At 55.7% G+C, this 13,974-nt stretch carries 21 protein-coding genes; 12 read left to right on the top strand and 9 right to left on the bottom strand.

From position 1 onward, the window contains the following. Positions 1 to 30: 30 nt before the first annotated feature. The 6 genes from TAM4_RS04410 to TAM4_RS04385 are packed head-to-tail and all read right to left on the bottom strand — an operon-like array spanning position 31 to position 5,470. Positions 31 to 2,913, bottom strand: coding sequence for an intein-containing RctB family protein (locus TAM4_RS04410; protein WP_014122042.1), 2,883 nt, complete (start codon positions 2,911 to 2,913; stop codon positions 31 to 33). A 59-nt stretch (positions 2,914 to 2,972) separates the two neighbouring features. After that, positions 2,973 to 3,413: a hypothetical protein gene (locus TAM4_RS04405; RefSeq protein ID WP_014122041.1), complete on the bottom strand. Its 441-nt coding sequence runs from the start codon at positions 3,411 to 3,413 to the stop codon at positions 2,973 to 2,975. After that, positions 3,410 to 4,345, bottom strand: a complete 936-nt coding sequence (locus TAM4_RS04400) for a tRNA (cytosine(49)-C(5))-methyltransferase (RefSeq protein ID WP_014122040.1) — start codon at positions 4,343 to 4,345, stop codon at positions 3,410 to 3,412. The genes TAM4_RS04405 and TAM4_RS04400 overlap by 4 nt, the downstream gene beginning before the upstream one ends. A gap of 9 nt (positions 4,346 to 4,354) precedes the next feature. Continuing rightward, the gene (locus tag TAM4_RS04395; RefSeq protein WP_014122039.1) at positions 4,355 to 4,783 is read right to left on the bottom strand and encodes an archease; all 429 of its coding nucleotides are present in this window, start codon (positions 4,781 to 4,783) and stop codon (positions 4,355 to 4,357) included. Continuing rightward, positions 4,780 to 5,244 carry a type II toxin-antitoxin system VapC family toxin gene (locus TAM4_RS04390; RefSeq protein WP_014122038.1) on the bottom strand — a complete coding sequence of 155 codons (465 nt, stop codon included), beginning with the start codon at positions 5,242 to 5,244 and terminating at the stop codon, positions 4,780 to 4,782. The genes TAM4_RS04395 and TAM4_RS04390 overlap by 4 nt, the downstream gene beginning before the upstream one ends. After that, the gene (locus TAM4_RS04385; RefSeq protein WP_014122037.1) at positions 5,213 to 5,470 is read right to left on the bottom strand and encodes a ribbon-helix-helix domain-containing protein; all 258 of its coding nucleotides are present in this window, start codon (positions 5,468 to 5,470) and stop codon (positions 5,213 to 5,215) included. The genes TAM4_RS04390 and TAM4_RS04385 overlap by 32 nt, the downstream gene beginning before the upstream one ends. 89 nt (positions 5,471 to 5,559) lie before the next feature. On the opposite strand from TAM4_RS04385, the gene panB reads away from it, so the two are divergent. The 10 genes from panB to TAM4_RS04335 all read left to right on the top strand — a co-directional run bounded on the left by panB (position 5,560) and on the right by TAM4_RS04335 (position 10,634). Next, positions 5,560 to 6,429 carry a 3-methyl-2-oxobutanoate hydroxymethyltransferase gene (gene panB, locus TAM4_RS04380; protein WP_014122036.1) on the top strand — a complete coding sequence of 290 codons (870 nt, stop codon included), beginning with the start codon at positions 5,560 to 5,562 and terminating at the stop codon, positions 6,427 to 6,429. A gap of 25 nt (positions 6,430 to 6,454) precedes the next feature. Beyond that, positions 6,455 to 7,090: a ribosomal biogenesis protein gene (locus TAM4_RS04375; RefSeq protein ID WP_014122035.1), complete on the top strand. Its 636-nt coding sequence runs from the start codon at positions 6,455 to 6,457 to the stop codon at positions 7,088 to 7,090. Next, a complete protein-coding gene (gene pcc1 / locus TAM4_RS04370; protein WP_048149959.1) occupies positions 7,039 to 7,311 on the top strand; it encodes a KEOPS complex subunit Pcc1 in 273 nt (90 codons plus the stop codon). Before TAM4_RS04375 ends, pcc1 begins: the two co-directional genes overlap by 52 nt. A gap of 118 nt (positions 7,312 to 7,429) precedes the next feature. Beyond that, positions 7,430 to 7,828 carry a hypothetical protein gene (locus TAM4_RS04365; protein ID WP_014122033.1) on the top strand — a complete coding sequence of 133 codons (399 nt, stop codon included), beginning with the start codon at positions 7,430 to 7,432 and terminating at the stop codon, positions 7,826 to 7,828. 77 nt (positions 7,829 to 7,905) lie between these two features. Continuing rightward, positions 7,906 to 8,256, top strand: a complete 351-nt coding sequence (locus TAM4_RS04360) for a prefoldin subunit beta (RefSeq protein WP_014122032.1) — start codon at positions 7,906 to 7,908, stop codon at positions 8,254 to 8,256. A 27-nt stretch (positions 8,257 to 8,283) separates the two neighbouring features. Beyond that, positions 8,284 to 8,592, top strand: a complete 309-nt coding sequence (locus TAM4_RS04355) for a DUF3194 domain-containing protein (RefSeq protein ID WP_014122031.1) — start codon at positions 8,284 to 8,286, stop codon at positions 8,590 to 8,592. Positions 8,593 to 8,625: 33 nt separating this feature from the next. After that, positions 8,626 to 8,949, top strand: coding sequence for a nucleotidyltransferase domain-containing protein (locus tag TAM4_RS04350; RefSeq protein ID WP_014122030.1), 324 nt, complete (start codon positions 8,626 to 8,628; stop codon positions 8,947 to 8,949). Beyond that, complete coding sequence (locus TAM4_RS04345; RefSeq protein WP_014122029.1) at positions 8,939 to 9,322, top strand: HEPN domain-containing protein; 384 nt, start codon at positions 8,939 to 8,941, stop codon at positions 9,320 to 9,322. The genes TAM4_RS04350 and TAM4_RS04345 overlap by 11 nt, the downstream gene beginning before the upstream one ends. After that, positions 9,319 to 10,302 carry a bifunctional oligoribonuclease/PAP phosphatase NrnA gene (locus tag TAM4_RS04340; protein ID WP_014122028.1) on the top strand — a complete coding sequence of 328 codons (984 nt, stop codon included), beginning with the start codon at positions 9,319 to 9,321 and terminating at the stop codon, positions 10,300 to 10,302. Before TAM4_RS04345 ends, TAM4_RS04340 begins: the two co-directional genes overlap by 4 nt. A gap of 5 nt (positions 10,303 to 10,307) precedes the next feature. Further along, on the top strand, positions 10,308 to 10,634 hold the full coding sequence (locus TAM4_RS04335) for a Trm112 family protein (RefSeq protein ID WP_014122027.1): 327 nt from the start codon (positions 10,308 to 10,310) through the stop codon (positions 10,632 to 10,634). Here TAM4_RS04335 and TAM4_RS04330 read toward each other — a convergent pair whose 3' ends face one another. After that, on the bottom strand, positions 10,635 to 11,228 hold the full coding sequence (locus TAM4_RS04330) for a hypothetical protein (protein ID WP_014122026.1): 594 nt from the start codon (positions 11,226 to 11,228) through the stop codon (positions 10,635 to 10,637). It lies immediately after the preceding gene. 164 nt (positions 11,229 to 11,392) lie between these two features. Between TAM4_RS04330 and TAM4_RS04325 the strand changes: the two genes are divergently transcribed. Both TAM4_RS04325 and TAM4_RS04320 read left to right on the top strand, forming a co-directional pair. Continuing rightward, positions 11,393 to 11,677 (top strand): 50S ribosomal protein L44e, encoded by a 285-nt coding sequence (locus tag TAM4_RS04325; protein ID WP_014122025.1) that lies wholly within the window; start codon positions 11,393 to 11,395, stop codon positions 11,675 to 11,677. A gap of 2 nt (positions 11,678 to 11,679) precedes the next feature. Next, a complete protein-coding gene (locus tag TAM4_RS04320) occupies positions 11,680 to 11,877 on the top strand; it encodes a 30S ribosomal protein S27e (RefSeq protein WP_014122024.1) in 198 nt (65 codons plus the stop codon). A gap of 340 nt (positions 11,878 to 12,217) precedes the next feature. Here the strand turns inward: TAM4_RS04320 and TAM4_RS04315 are convergent, their stop codons facing one another. Beyond that, positions 12,218 to 13,312: a DUF835 domain-containing protein gene (locus TAM4_RS04315; protein WP_014122023.1), complete on the bottom strand. Its 1,095-nt coding sequence runs from the start codon at positions 13,310 to 13,312 to the stop codon at positions 12,218 to 12,220. Positions 13,313 to 13,369: 57 nt separating this feature from the next. Then, positions 13,370 to 13,963 (bottom strand): hypothetical protein, encoded by a 594-nt coding sequence (locus tag TAM4_RS04310; protein ID WP_014122022.1) that lies wholly within the window; start codon positions 13,961 to 13,963, stop codon positions 13,370 to 13,372. Positions 13,964 to 13,974 lie beyond the last annotated feature (11 nt).

The raw sequence follows: 13,974 nt of genomic DNA, 5'->3' as shown, positions 1-13,974 counted from the left end.
ACAGAAAAGCAAAAAAAGAGCTGAAAAACCTCAGCCCTTCGCCACGCCCATCGGGCGCATCCTGGCGACGAGCTTCGCTATGCCAGCCTGGTGGACGACGTTAACGACGTTATCGACGCTCTTGTAGGCTCCGGGGGCCTCCTCTGCGACGACTCTGAGCGAAGCCGCGCGGACGTAGATGCCGCGCCTCATGAGCTCGTTCCTGAGCCTGTCACCGCGGTACTGCCTCGTTGCGGCCTTTCTGCTGAGCAGTCTTCCTGCGCCGTGGCAGGAGCTTCCGAAGGTCTCCCTCATCGAACCCTCGGCTCCAGCTAAGACGTAGCTCGCCGTTCCCATCGAGCCCGGAATCAGAACCGGCTGTCCGACGTCGCGGTAAGCCCTTGGCACGTCCGGGTGGCCTGCCGGGAAGGCCCTCGTCGCTCCCTTCCTGTGGACGACGACCTTAACCTTCCTCCCGTCGACCTCGTGCTCCTCCACCTTGGCTATATTGTGTGCCACGTCGTAGACGATGTGCATCTCCATGTCTTCCGCTTTCCTCCTGAAGACCTCCTCAAAGCTCTCCCTGACCCAGTGGGTTATCATCTGCCTGTTGGCCCAGGCGAAGTTCGCGGCAGCTTTCATCGCGCTGAAGTACCTCTGACCTTCTTCGCTCTGGAAGGGAACGCTCACCAGCTCGCGGTCGGGCCAGGGGATTCCGTACTTCCTGTTGGCCTTCTCCATTATCCTGAGGTAGTCGCTCGCCACCTGGTGGCCGAGACCGCGCGAACCGGTGTGGACCATTACCACAACCTGCCCCTCGAAGAGGCCGTACGCCTTGGCTATCTCCTCGTCGTAGATTTTGTCAACGACCTGAACCTCGAGGAAGTGATTTCCGGAGCCGAGGGAGCCGAGCTGTGGCGCTCCCCTCTGCTTCGCCCTCTGGCTGACGGCGTTCGGGTCGGCACCTTCCATCCTCCCGCCTTCCTCAAGGTGCTCCAAATCCTCCTTCCAGCCGTAGCCGTTGTCAACGGCCCACTTGGCGCCGTCCGCTAAGACGTCGTCGAGCTGGGTCCAGTGGAGCCTCACCCTTCCCTTGCTTCCAAGTCCGCTCGGGACGTTTTTGAAGAGCGTGTCAACGAGCTCCTTTATCCTTGGTCTGACTTCTTTTTCCGTTAAATTCGTTCTAATCAGTCTGACGCCGCAGTTGTGAACGACAACTCCGTTGGCTATGAAGTTGTGCGCCCTGTGGTAGACGCCGATGTCATAGAACTTCTCGTAGCTTGGCCTAACCCTCTCGACTTTAACGACCTTCTCGGCGACGAAGCCGCCCTCGTAGCCCCTCTCGCGCGCGAACTCCTCAAAGGTCGGGAAATCCTTGGGGACGCGCGGTTCTTTCTCACCCTCGTATATTGCCCTCTCTACGAAGCGCTTGTTGACGACATCTCTGACGGCCTCGTGGGCCTTTGCTACGCTTCCGGTCTCGGCGTAAACCCTTCTCGCGATTTCGGCGGCTCTCTTCCTCTCGGCCCTAACGCGCTCCTTGAACCTCAGATAGGCGTAGGCGATTAAGCCTTTCGCCTTCTTCTCGATGTCGTACTCGTAGTTTATCCTGCCGAGGAAGTTCCTGATGCTCTCTTCTCCAACGAGGGCCAGCCTGTACGTTACGCCCTTCTTCGACTTGACCCTGTAAACCGTTGTTCTGATGCCAAACTCCGCCAAAAGTCCTGCTATTTCCTCCATGAACCCTCTGAGGTTTTCTTCAAGCGCCTCCGCCTTTGACTGGGTGAGGTTTATCGGAAGTGGAGTGTTGCCCTTGAACTCGACGATGCTTCCGTCGGCCGCGAAGAGACCCGCCAAGAAGTTCCTCTTCACCCAGAGGGGCGCGCTCTTAATCCATTCAGGGACGTTGTACAGGGTTTCCGCTTTCCTACCTCTCGGCATTCCGAGCTTCTCCATGAGCAGGGCGAAGCTCCTTGAGGTGACCCTCAGCTCTGCTGAAACGCTCCTGCCCTCGTACTCGCCACTCACCGTTTCGATGTGGTAGTCCCTCTCGCGCACGTAGAGGTTCGCGCTGATGCCGAGCCTCTCAAGGTCTTTCTTGAGCTCCTTCAGCGTCTCCTCCTTCCCGTAGAAGCTCAGGTAGAGCCTGCCGTCCATCTCGCCGAGGTGACCATCGCCGAAGGCGAAGCCGAGGATTCTCGCGAGGGTTCCTATCCTCGGGTCGTCCCAGCGGAGCGGAAGTAGCTTTCTCTCGCGCAGGAACTTCACTATTTGGCCGTCCTCGCCCTTAAAGTCATCCTCGCTTAGGAGAACGCCCTTCCGCTCCTCGAACTCAACGCCCTCGAACGGATAAATGAGGACTTCATCCCCCTCCTTGACGTTGCCGAGGTAAACGTAGCCCTGGGGGGTTAGAACCGGGTGGTCTTCACTGCCCTCGATGACCTTTCCTGACTCGGTGATGATTCTCACCGCGAGCTCGTTCTCCTCGACGTCCCTCTCGGCGACGAAGGCAACCTGTGAGAAATCATTGTGGCCCTCGTCAACGTCGTAGACCCTCAGACCCTGGAGCTTGAACTTTTCGGGCATTTCCTCAACCTTAATCCAGTATCCGTGCTCCGTGAGGACTTTTGAGCCGGGGGCAAGGCAGTTAATGTCGTATCCGACGCCTCCGGGGCTTATCACACCTTCCTTTACGTCGAACGCGGCGACGCCGCCAATCGGGAAGCCGTAGCCCTGATGCCCGTCGGGCATCACTATGGAGTACTTGTAGATGCCCGGGAGCATGGCAACGTTGGCGGCCTGCTCCAGCGTCCTGTCCTGCCGCATCTTCTCGATGAGCTGGTCGTCAGCATAAACCCTGCCCGGAACGCGCATTCTCCTGTCGAACTTCGGAATCTCCCAGCGGATTTTGTCAATCCTCTTCAGCGGAACCATCTTCTCACCCCTCCTTAGGTTGCCCTAAAATTATTTTAAGCTTTCGCGGGACGGAAATGTTACTCAAGCCTTAACCTCCTCTCCTTCGGGACGTAGTTGAGCAACCTCCCGTTCTTGGCCTTAGCGGAGCCGAGGTAGTAGGAGCGCCATTTGAGGAGCACCCAGCCGTCCGGCGCATCAATCTCAACACTCTCCCCGGCCAAGTAGCGCCTCGCTCGCTCATCGTCCAGCTCAACAACGTTCTTCGTTGCCCTTGGTCCGACGAGGAAGGCACCCTCGATGGTAAGCCTTATCCCGTCGCTCTCTATCCTGCCGAAGTAAATTCCTCGCCTGCCTGTGTCGCTTATCTTCAACTGACAAGGCTTGTAGGCGTAGACCTTGCTGTGGTTGCCCCTTATCTCGTAGATTAGCTCCGGAGCATAACCATAGTTCTCGATAAGGAGCCTTTTAACGAGCTCGGCATCGCCGGTTTTCCCAATCTCGTTTCTTGGGTTGCTCATTCCCCATCACCCGGCTTGACTATCTTCGCTATGAAGAAGGCCTCGGTGTCGTTGTCGTTCGGGTGTATACGCAAAGCCTTCCTCAGCTCGTCCGAGTAGGTCTTCCCCTCCCACTCAAGGACGGGCTCGCTCGTCTTCACGGGCAGGTCTATCTTTTCAAGCCTCGCGTCGGTCTTCCTCAGGAGGTAGTCAACGACCTCTTCGTTCTCCAGCGGGTCTATCGTGCATGTGGAGTATACGAGAGTTCCGCCGGGCTTTAACGCTTTGTAGCCCGCCAAGATGAGCCTCTTCTGAATGTTCATGTACTTGACGACGGCCTTCTCACGCCACTCCCTCAGGAAGCGCCAGCTCTTTCGTATCATCCCCACCGAGGAGCAGGGGGCATCGAGCAGAACCCTGTCGAAGGTATTCTCGAAGCGCGCGAATTTGGCCCCGTCTCTCGTCGTTACCCTCGCTATCAGGACCCCCATTCTGTTGAGGTTCGCTATCAGAACGTTGGCCCTGTCCCTGTTGGGGTCGTTGGCGATTATACAGCCTTCGTTCTCCATGTACTGGGCTATTTGTCCGGTCTTCGAGCCCGGCGCAGCGGCCATATCCAAAACCAGCTCCCCCGGCCTCGGCTTGAGAACCACCGGCGGAATCATTGAGCTCGCTTCCTGGCCGAAGATTAAGCCGAGGCCGTGCTCCGGGACCTTCGCGAGGTTGTCAACGTTGATGAAGAACCCCTCCCTGACCCAGGGAATCGGCTCGAGCTCGAACTCCTCTCTGAGTCTCTCAACCACAACCTCCAGCGGTGCCTTGAGCGTGTTCACCCTGATGCTCTGCCTGAGGGGCTTAACCATGAACTCCCAGAACTCGTCCGAATCGTCGAGCCTTGAGTAGCGTTCGTAAAATGGGGGATTGGTTTCCCTGATAACGTCCCTCGCGCTCATCCAATCACCTCACAGGTCGGGGACGAACTGCGCCATCCATCTCCCGTCGGGGAGCTTCTCAATCCTCATGTCGTGGTAGGTTATCGCCTTGACTTCCTCCTTCGGCTCGTGCTTCTCGTAGTCGAGGACCTCTCCACAGGCCTTCGCTTTGAGGCGGTAGCCGTTCTCTGTCTTCTCTATCCTGACCCTGACGTCGCCGAAGACCAGCCCCTCCATGTCGTGGAGCACCAGGAGTTCCTCAAGGAAGCTGTACAGGAGCGCCTCCAGGTCCTCTTCTTCCACCTCAACCTCGCGACACTCCCTCGGCTCGACCTTCCTCACGTCCACCATCACGTCGAAGAGACCCAGCGCGACCGCCTCGAAGGCCTCCTCCAGAGTTGAGCCGTAACCGCGAACGCCTATGTCTGCCGTGTGCTCGTAGTGCTCCCAGGTTCTCATTCTCTCACCCCCAGGAGGATTGAGTTCAGGCCCTCTTTAAGGGCCACATCGTGAAGCCTCTTATCTGCGGTGTAAAAGGCATCGGCTCCAACGTACTTCGCCGAAACTATCTGCAAGGCGTCTGCCTGATAAATGTGATACCCCTCAATCAACTCCCACGCATCGGCGAGGAGCATGGAATGGACGGGTACGAGTTCGAGAACACCAAGGGTTGAGAGTCGTTTAATGTCCGCAAGGAGGGCTCTCCTTACGAAGTCGTGAGTTTTCTCATCAAGCTCGCCTCTTCGCTTTTTTCTGTCAAAGACTCCGAGTGCTTCTCCCACATTCCAGAGACTCGTTACAAGCTTGACTTCCCCGCTGTAGGCTTTCTTGTATAGCTCCTTGACGACCTCACTCCCATTCTCGTCCACGTAGCGCTTGATGAGTGCGCTACTGTCCAAGTAGGCTTTTCTCCCGTTCATCCCTCATCTCCCTCACTATCTCTGATGCTGGCTTTCCCCTAACTTTAACCGGCTCGAACCATATTGGGATGTCCGAGTCGTCAACGTTTATCAGCTCCCTGACTATGTAGTTCCTTATTGCCTCTTCCAGCAGTTTGCTAACTTCACTTCCCTCCCGAAGGGCCAGCTCTTTAAATTCTCTCCACAGCTCCTCGTCAACGTAAACGCTCGTCTTTACCCTGCCCATGCTACCACCTGTAGGTAATTACCGACGTTGGTATATAACCCTATCGAAACCGTTAATTAGACCGCCGTCGAAACGAAGCCGGTGGTGGCATGAGGGAGGTAACGCCGAAGAAAATCCGCGAGATGAAGGGGAAGGAGAAAATCACGATGGTGACGGCATACGATTATCCCTCGGCGCTCCTGGCCGATAAAGCGGGAATTGACATCGTCTTCGTTGGCGATTCCCTTGGCATGGTCGTTTACGGCGATAACAACACGCTCAACGTGACGATGGAGCAGATGGTATTCCACACGAGGGCCGTTGCAAGGGCCGTTAAGCGGGCGCTCGTTTTAGCGGATATGCCCTTCTCCAGCTACGAAGTCAGCATCGAGGAGGGCGTTAAGAACGCCGTTCGGCTTATTCAGGCCGGAGCCGATGCTGTGAAGATTGAAGGCGGTGCCGACCACGAGAAGCTCGTCAGGAAGCTCGTTAGAATGGGAATTCCGGTTATGGGGCACACTGGTTTAACTCCCCAGCGCTATCTAAGGCTCGGTGGCTACAGAATCACGGGCGAGACGGAGGAGGAAATCGAGGAAATCCTGCGCGACGCGAAAGCCTTGGAACGAGCCGGAGCCTTCGCGGTCGTTCTGGAGTTCGTTTTAGCTGATGTCGCGAAGCTCGTAACTGAGGAAGTCTCGATACCGACGATAGGAATCGGGGCGGGTCCGTACGTTGACGGTCAGGTTCTGGTCTGGCACGACCTCCTTGGAATTTACGAAAGCTCGCCTCCCTTCGCCAAGCGCTACGCCGAGCTGGGGAAGGTTATAATGGAGGCCCTGAGTCAGTACAACCGCGAGGTCAAGGCCGGAGAATTTCCAAGTTCCGAGCACTACTGGGAGTACCAGGACAAGGAGGACTTCGAGAGGAAAGCCAGAACGGCTCTCGAGAAAATTAGAACCGGCTCGGGAAAAGGTTTTTAACCCTGCACCAGAGCTAAGAAATGCCATGATGCTGATAACGACTTCCCACAGACCGACGAGGAGGACGAGGAGCTTCGGCCACGACCTGGAGAAGGTCTTCCCCAACTCGCTCTACCTGACCAGGGGAAAGAAGACCATCCAGGACCTGCTCATGGAGGCCTACGACAGGAACTACGAGAGGCTCTTGATAATCAACGTCTGGAAGGGCAACCCGCTCAAGATGACCTTCATCAAGGTTGACCCCGACGACTGGGGCTACCTTGGCTACCTCTACCTCCACGGCATTAAGCTCCAGCGTGAAATCGGTTTTAGGGACATCAGGCCAATCCGCGAGGAGATGCCCTTCGTTGTAACCACCGCCAAGCGCGTTGGCATAGACCACACAGCCTTCGCCCAGGCCTTCGCCGAGCTCACCGGCGGAAAGTTCGTCCCGCGCGGTAACAAGAGTCTCCAGACTATCGCGGACAAGAACAACACGGACGTAATCGGCGTAATCGAGAACTATCCCAGGGGAATGGCCGTCAACTTCTACCGCTTCGACGTCACAAAGGACCGGCCGGTAGGGCCTTTAATCCTCGTGAAAATCTGGATTATGGAGGACGGGCGGAGATGGGACTACAAGGAAGCTCTTCTGAGGAAGTCTGGCCAATCGAGGGAGTGATTGAGCTCGCCTTTCCCGACGAGGAAACGGCCAGAGTTGTCTACGAGAGCGTTCTCTACGAGCACAAGACCGTCCCCTACAGGCGGAGCAGGATTGATTTCCTTCTCGACGGGAGGAAAATCGTAATCCGCTTTTTGGCCAAAGACAACTCGGCATTACGGGGAACGCTGAACTCATATTTGAGATGGATTAAGGTCGCGATGGATTCCCTTGAGCTCTGATTTTGTGTGATTCTCACACGTCCTCTGGAAATTAATAACAAGAAGTGGTAAAGCTTATAACCGGGGATCTACATAACAAAAGTGAATGGAACACACTAATCCAGAGGGGTGATTGTTGATGAATCGAACCCTGGCCTCTTTCCTCTTTGTTCTCCTCGTTTACCTCTCCATAATCGCCGCCATAATGCTCCTTCCTCCCTCTGATGAAGGGTCCAGTCCCATCGAGGAGCTACTCCAAATTGGTCTCCTCATAGCGGTGCCTGCCCTCGCGTCGTTCCTGTTCCTGAGAAGAACCCGTGAGCCCCCCGCCGAGTTCGGCCTGACTTCAGTGTTGACGGTCATGCTGGTGTCGGTTGTCCTGTATCTCGTCCTCACAAGAAACTGCACGCCAACAACGTGCGACGATGGGGTCGTGTGGTTCTTCGTCTCGGGGATAATTCTGCTGGGCCTCCTGCTTGGTGCCCTCCTCTACCGGCTGAGTATGAAGTCCGGCTCCGGGGCTTCCCCGCCGGCTTGAGTTTAACTTTTCCGGCCTAAACTATTTAAAGCCCCGCCCTTATTCTAACCCGGCATTACGATTACGGAGGTGTTGTCATGCAGGGTATTCCGCCACAGGTTCAGTCCATGCTGGCCCAGCTTGAGAGCTACCAGGGGCAGCTTCAGCTTCTCGTTCAGCAGAAGCAGAAAGTCCAGCTCGAACTCAACGAGGCCAAGAAGGCCCTTGAGGAGATTGAAAAGCTCCCCGACGACGCGGTCGTCTACAAGACCGTTGGGACGCTCATCGTCAAGACCGACAAGGCCAAGGCCGTCGAGGAGCTCAAGGAGAAGGTAGAAACTCTCGAAGTCCGCCTCAGTGCCCTTGAGAGGCAGGAGAAGAAGCTCAATGAGAAGCTCAAGGAACTGACCGCCAAGATACAGAGCTCGCTCCGCCCGACGGCGGGCTGATTTCCCTTTTCTCCCCCGGTGGTGAGCATGGAGCAGAGGGGCGTTATCAACATAGGTCTTCCAGAGCTGAGCGAAGAACAGCTCATCGAAATCGGGGAGCTGGCGCAGAGGGTCATAATAAAGCACGTCTTCGACGCCCTCAACAGGAGCGACGTCAAGGACATCGAAGTAACCACGAGGATAAACCGGGACGAAACGCTCAACCTCGAAATCGAGGTCTACCTCGAAGTGCCTGTCTTCGTCAAGGTGGACGTCGAGAGGCTGATTGACGAGGCCCTCGAGAAGGCCTACGAAGCGGTTGAGAGAAAGCTGAGGGAGATTGCGGGTAAGGGTTAAATTCAGTTTTGACAACATCTTCTTGGTGGGAGAATGAGACACAGGGAAGTAGCCGAGGCCTTCGCAAGGGACGTCAGAAGACTGCTGGGAGACAACGTCATCGAAGTCATACTCTTCGGCTCCGTCGCGAGGGGAGAGGCCAGTGAGGAAAGCGACGTTGATATCCTCGTGATTGTCAAGAAAAACCCTTGGGATAGCCAAAAGAAGCTTGCCGACCTCGTCGTTGATTATCTTCTCAAGTACGGCGTCTACGTATCCCCCAAAGTCCTGAGCGTCGAGGAGTTCGAGTTCATGAAGGGCATAAACTCGGCGTTTTACATCAACGTGAGCAGGGAGGGAGTTAGGGTTGGCCACTGAGGTCGAAATACTCCTTAACGATGCCCATGAATCCCTTGAAGCGGCAAGAGTGCTTCTTGAGAATGGATTTTACAGAGATGCGATTAGCAGAGCATATTATGCGATGTTCTATGCGGCAAGTGCCCTTCTTCGTGCTAAAGGGGTCGTCACAAAAAGCCACCGAGGAGTTATTGCAAAATTCGGGCTTGAGTTCGTGAACATGGGTATCGTTGAAAAATACTATGCAAAGGCGCTTTCCCTTGCTGAGACAAGTAGGGAGCGAGCTGACTATGACCCAACATACCGCCCAAGTGAAGAGGAGGCCGAAAGCATAATAGAGGACGCAGAACGCTTTATTGAGCGGGTAGAAAAAGCATTGGAGGAGCTGAAATGAAGGGAAAGCTCAAGCTTAAGCGCTTTCTCGAGCGCTCGCGCGACAAATCCTACCTCCTCCTCTGCCACCACAACGCCGACCCCGATTCCCTCGGCTCGGCGATAGCCTTCGCCCGCTACCTCAGGTTTATCGGCGTTGAGATGGTTAGAATAGGCGTTGCCCAGAGCGTTTCCTCCTACGCGAAACGGCTTTTGACGCTCTCGCCCGTTCCCGTTGAGAAAAACCCGACCGTTGAGGAGGACGTTGTCGTAATCTTCGATACCTCCTCCCTCGAACAGCTCGAACCGATTGAGATTCCGAAGGGGAAGACGGTAATCCTGATTGACCACCACGTGGAGAAGGAGAGGCCGATTAAAGCAGATATAGCGGTCGTTGACTCCTCAAGGACATCAACAGCTGAAATCGTGTGGGAGCTGTTCAAGTACCTCGGCTTTGCCGACGAGGAAAGCGCGAGAGCCCTTTTGGCGGGAATCGTTACCGACACGGCCAACTTTCGCTTTGCCAACGCGAAGACCTTCAAAGCGGTGAGCGAGATACTGGAGAGGTTTCCGCTCCAGATGGGGGAGGTATTTTCCCTCGTTGCCCCTGCCAGCGACGAAAACACCGACAACGCCCGGAGGATGGCGGTTTTAAAGGCCTGCCAGAGGCTCGAAATCATGAAGTTCAGGAAGTACATCATCGCCGTCTCGAAGGTCTCGGCCTACGAATCCTACGCCTGCAAGGTCTTCCTCCAGCTTGGGGCAGATATCGCGATAGTCGGGAGCGAGAAGAAGGGCGTTAGGATTTCTGCAAGGGCCAAAGAGAGCCTCGTTAAGAAGGGCCTCCACCTCGGAAAAATCATGGAGAAGGTGGGGCCCGTTATTGAAGGCTCTGGCGGTGGCCACGCCGGGGCCGCAGGAGCGAACGGAAAGGCCAACCTTGATAAGGCCATAAAGCTAATCCTCAAGGAGATTGAGAACTTCCTCAGGGAGAACGGGTGATTGAGATGGCGAAGTGCCCGCTGTGCGGAAAGCCCCTCGACTGGGGGGAGCTGGTTGAGCAGATGCTGAGCCTTGAGAACGCCGAGGAAACGCTGAAGGACCGCGAGAGGTTCCTGAAGGCCATCGAGGAGTTCGCCTTCAAGTGCCCCCACTGCGGTGAGGAGTTCTACGGCAAGTACCTGCCGAGGGAGGAGGCCGAGAAGGTCTTTGAGCTCCTAAACGAGTTCAAGGGCTCGATAGACTGGGAGAACAAGCGCGTCCGCCTCAGACTGAACAGCCTCTTAGCTCTGGACAGGATGCTCGAGAACTGGGACAAAAAGATGAAAGGATGATCACTCCATCCTTTCCTTGATTTTCTGGAGAACGCTTATGTGCTGTTCTTCGTTGTTTTTGCTCTCCACGGCGATCGCCTTTATCAATGGGTGTATCGCCCTTTTCTCGAGGTGGGAGTAGCCGTCCCTCATTCTGCCTTCAAGGCTCAGGATCTCATCCACGACCTTGACTATGTCCCTCTTCTTCTCAAGGGGTATGACGACGTTCTCAAGCTTGAGGTTGAGCAGTTCTCTGAGCGCCTCCTCAGGGGGTATCCTTCCACCCATGAACTCGCCGCCGGGGAGTATTATGCTCGGCAGTCCGGGTATCACGACGATCTCCTCGTTCATCTGCCTCCTCGGGGCGTCCTCCGGCAGTTCAATGCCGTCGGTGTAGCCAAACTCGTCGACGAGCTCAACGGCCTCCTTGTACGCCTTTCTCAGGGCCTCCGCGAGATGCTTGTGAAGGGCCGTGTCTATGGCCATCCTGAGGAGGAGCACCCTGAAGTCGGCGTACTGGGGGTCCTTGAGCTTCTTGAGAATGGACCTGTATTCTTTCTCGGCCCTCTTCTCAACCTCCTCGATTTCCCTGATGGTCTCCTCGATTCCGACCATTTTTCAACCACCTCCGAGATTTTTAGTTACCTTTTGTTCTTAAACTTTTCCCCGGCAAAACTTTTTAAAGCTTCGCCCCAACCGAAGGCGAAGGCACTATCACGCCTCATGGCTCGGGGGTATCCGAGGAGGAACCCACCGGGCTCCCTCTGGAGGTGAGTGGGATGAAGTATCCAAAGAAGATAAGAACCTACTGCCCGTACTGTAAGAAGCACACCATCCACAAGGTAGAGAAGGTCAAGAAGAGGCCGAGGAGCGAGCTCAGCCAGGGCCAGAGGAGGTTTAGAAGAATCCTCAAGGGTTACCGCGGTTTCCCGAGGCCGAACCCCGCTGGCAGGGAGAAGCCGGTCAAGAAGCTCGACCTCCGCTTCCGCTGCACCGTCTGCGGCAAGGCCCACACCAGAGGAAAGGGCTTCCGCGTTAAGAAGTTCGAGCTGGTGGAGGTGTGAACATGGCGCTCCCGAAGAACCTCATCCCGATGCCGAGGAGCAGGTTCCTCCGCGTCAAGTGCATTGACTGCGGCAACGAGCAGATAGTCTTCAGCCACCCGGCCACCAAGGTCCGCTGCCTCGTCTGCGGTGCAACCCTCGTCGAGCCGACCGGTGGTAAGGGCATCATCAAGGCCAAGATCCTCGAGGTTCTCGAGTGATTTCCCTCCACTTTTTGATCCTTTTCTAGGTTTCTGAGTAGAACCGGCAGAGAATAGCTCTCTGTGAATTTCTTTGGAGTAATTCAAGAGTGTGGCCCGCCCGTAACTCCCGCCCTCATCTCAGCCGGACGGCAGAATTGGACGGGCTAACCCAGGCGGGCCGAGAATTGTGCCCGGTCTGGGTTTCCCGCGGTCATCGTGCTCCGGGACGCGGAAGGCCCTCCCGCGGGGACCTCGCTGAGACCGGGCTGTGGCCCCCGCATCGCCCCCCGGTTCATTCTCCCCGGGGTCCTCGCGCGGGGGCAGAGGGAGTAGAGAACATGGGTATAAAAAGTTGAGCTCAGAGGAGTATCCTCCTGAGCTGGGCGATGAACTGGGGTTCAACTCCCTGGGGATCAACCGCCAGTATCAGAGAGCCGTTGCTCACAACCACGAAATCCCTAACCTTTGCCAGGAACTTGAGGAGGCTTTCCTGGCTGTTGTACACGAGCAGATACTCGACGCAATCGAACAGTACGACACCCTTGAGGTTCTTTGACTTCATTTCCTGAAGGTAGCGGTAGATTATCTCCCCCATCCTGGGAAGTTCCGTTGGCTCTATGGTTCTCTTCCTCCTCTCGCTGAAGGGAACCGTCGTCATGAAGTAAACGGTCCAGGCATCGGGGACGTCACGCGTGTTTCTGAGAAACGCGAGCACAGGAAAATCCCTGAACTTCTCCTTTATCTCTGGTAGTTCCCTTGGGTGAACTATAACCACCGGGCTCTCGAATTCTGCCTCCGGCTCTTGGGGAAGCTCCTGAAGGGATATCCTCCTGAAGCCCTCCGAGCGCATTATTTTGACCATCGCCGTCGTCATCACCACGATCAGGCTCGCGGAGAGCAGGAATCCTACTGGCTGATACCACCGTTCCTGGCCGAAGAGGGCGGCGGGGATCAGGTGGAGACCGAACAGGGTTATCCCAACGTAGAGATACTTTGCCACACTTTGATATATGCTAACCACGTTCTTCACTATGAGCCCGGATGCGGTCACAAAAACGCCCGTGATACCCAGTGAAGCCGCAACCGTCGCCGTCCACTCTGGGTTCTGCGTGTACCAGTAGACCATGAGTAGGTAGAGCATGTAAGCAACCGGTGCGGCGGAGAACAGCCTAACAGTCTTTGTACTGATCTTTATGCCCTCCTCATCGACTAGGTAGAACGAGCCCGCGAACATAAGGGACGAGAAGAGGGGGAGCATTAACAGGCTGATAGGCCTTAATGCTGACGAAGAGGACGTCGCTATCGCCAGAAAATCCGAGAACCACGCCATTGAAAAGAGGAGTGCGGAGGTTCTCCTGTTCTTAAGGTAAATCGAGAATATCAGCAGTGCGGCGAGTACGTCGATGCCCATCACGGTTAGGGCACCCGCGATCACAATCGAAGAGTCCGGCATTAACACCACCGTCTGGATCCAAAATTGGAACCGTTGGGCTTAATGGAATGGTTCAGTTTATAAACTATTCCCATTTCTTCGAAGTTCCTCCAACACTTTATTGAACTCTCCAGGTGAGCCCCTAACTATCGGATACATCGGCGTGAAGGGACACCCCGGCTCCTCGCGGGCGCTTATCTCGAAGGTTCTTATCTCCTTGGCTATCCAAACGATTTCCTCCTTGTCGAGTCCAATCAAGGGCCTCAGAACCGGTAAATCACTCGCCCTGCTGACGATTAGGAGGTTGTCGAGCGTCTGTGAAGCGACCTGTCCGAGGGAGTCACCGGTTATTATCGTACTCGCCCCGACCTCGTGCCCAATCCTGCAGGCCCTTCTAAGCATCAGCCACTTGCAGAAGACGCAGGTCCAGCGCTCCTTCTTGAGCTCCTTCAGCCTCTCAAACACCGGGACGTGCTCCTCCGCAAAATCTACAACTATCAGCTCGTCGAGCTTGCCATACCTCCTCAGAACCTCCCAGAGCTCGTGAACCTTCTCCTCCTTGATGGAATCCTGCCTGAAGTGAACCGGAACTACCTCGACATCCTTCCGGAGCATCAGGTAGATTGCCACAGGTGAGTCGATGCCCGAGCTGAGCAGTGTGACGGCCTTCATGACCGGAACTT

The sequence above is a fragment of the Thermococcus sp. AM4 genome (assembly GCF_000151205.2).
Taxonomy (GTDB): domain Archaea; phylum Methanobacteriota_B; class Thermococci; order Thermococcales; family Thermococcaceae; genus Thermococcus.
Note: the sequence above shows the minus strand (reverse complement) of the source record. Positions and strands in the feature narration are given on the sequence as shown.

Bases quoted from the DNA above. Each gene is read 5' to 3' on its own strand.
- TAM4_RS04410 (WP_014122042.1), bottom strand. From the start codon at position 2,913: ATGGTTCCGCTGAAGAGGATTGACAAAATCCGCTGGGAGATTCCGAAG.
- TAM4_RS04405 (WP_014122041.1), bottom strand. From the start codon at position 3,413: ATGAGCAACCCAAGAAACGAGATTGGGAAAACCGGCGATGCCGAGCTC.
- TAM4_RS04400 (WP_014122040.1), bottom strand. From the start codon at position 4,345: ATGAGCGCGAGGGACGTTATCAGGGAAACCAATCCCCCATTTTACGAA.
- TAM4_RS04395 (WP_014122039.1), bottom strand. From the start codon at position 4,783: ATGAGAACCTGGGAGCACTACGAGCACACGGCAGACATAGGCGTTCGC.
- TAM4_RS04390 (WP_014122038.1), bottom strand. From the start codon at position 5,244: ATGAACGGGAGAAAAGCCTACTTGGACAGTAGCGCACTCATCAAGCGC.
- TAM4_RS04385 (WP_014122037.1), bottom strand. From the start codon at position 5,470: ATGGGCAGGGTAAAGACGAGCGTTTACGTTGACGAGGAGCTGTGGAGA.
- panB (WP_014122036.1), top strand. From the start codon at position 5,560: ATGAGGGAGGTAACGCCGAAGAAAATCCGCGAGATGAAGGGGAAGGAG.
- TAM4_RS04375 (WP_014122035.1), top strand. From the start codon at position 6,455: ATGATGCTGATAACGACTTCCCACAGACCGACGAGGAGGACGAGGAGC.
- pcc1 (WP_048149959.1), top strand. From the start codon at position 7,039: ATGGGACTACAAGGAAGCTCTTCTGAGGAAGTCTGGCCAATCGAGGGA.
- TAM4_RS04365 (WP_014122033.1), top strand. From the start codon at position 7,430: ATGAATCGAACCCTGGCCTCTTTCCTCTTTGTTCTCCTCGTTTACCTC.
- TAM4_RS04360 (WP_014122032.1), top strand. From the start codon at position 7,906: ATGCAGGGTATTCCGCCACAGGTTCAGTCCATGCTGGCCCAGCTTGAG.
- TAM4_RS04355 (WP_014122031.1), top strand. From the start codon at position 8,284: ATGGAGCAGAGGGGCGTTATCAACATAGGTCTTCCAGAGCTGAGCGAA.
- TAM4_RS04350 (WP_014122030.1), top strand. From the start codon at position 8,626: ATGAGACACAGGGAAGTAGCCGAGGCCTTCGCAAGGGACGTCAGAAGA.
- TAM4_RS04340 (WP_014122028.1), top strand. From the start codon at position 9,319: ATGAAGGGAAAGCTCAAGCTTAAGCGCTTTCTCGAGCGCTCGCGCGAC.
- TAM4_RS04335 (WP_014122027.1), top strand. From the start codon at position 10,308: ATGGCGAAGTGCCCGCTGTGCGGAAAGCCCCTCGACTGGGGGGAGCTG.
- TAM4_RS04330 (WP_014122026.1), bottom strand. From the start codon at position 11,228: ATGGTCGGAATCGAGGAGACCATCAGGGAAATCGAGGAGGTTGAGAAG.
- TAM4_RS04325 (WP_014122025.1), top strand. From the start codon at position 11,393: ATGAAGTATCCAAAGAAGATAAGAACCTACTGCCCGTACTGTAAGAAG.
- TAM4_RS04320 (WP_014122024.1), top strand. From the start codon at position 11,680: ATGGCGCTCCCGAAGAACCTCATCCCGATGCCGAGGAGCAGGTTCCTC.
- TAM4_RS04315 (WP_014122023.1), bottom strand. From the start codon at position 13,312: ATGCCGGACTCTTCGATTGTGATCGCGGGTGCCCTAACCGTGATGGGC.
- TAM4_RS04310 (WP_014122022.1), bottom strand. From the start codon at position 13,963: ATGAAGGCCGTCACACTGCTCAGCTCGGGCATCGACTCACCTGTGGCA.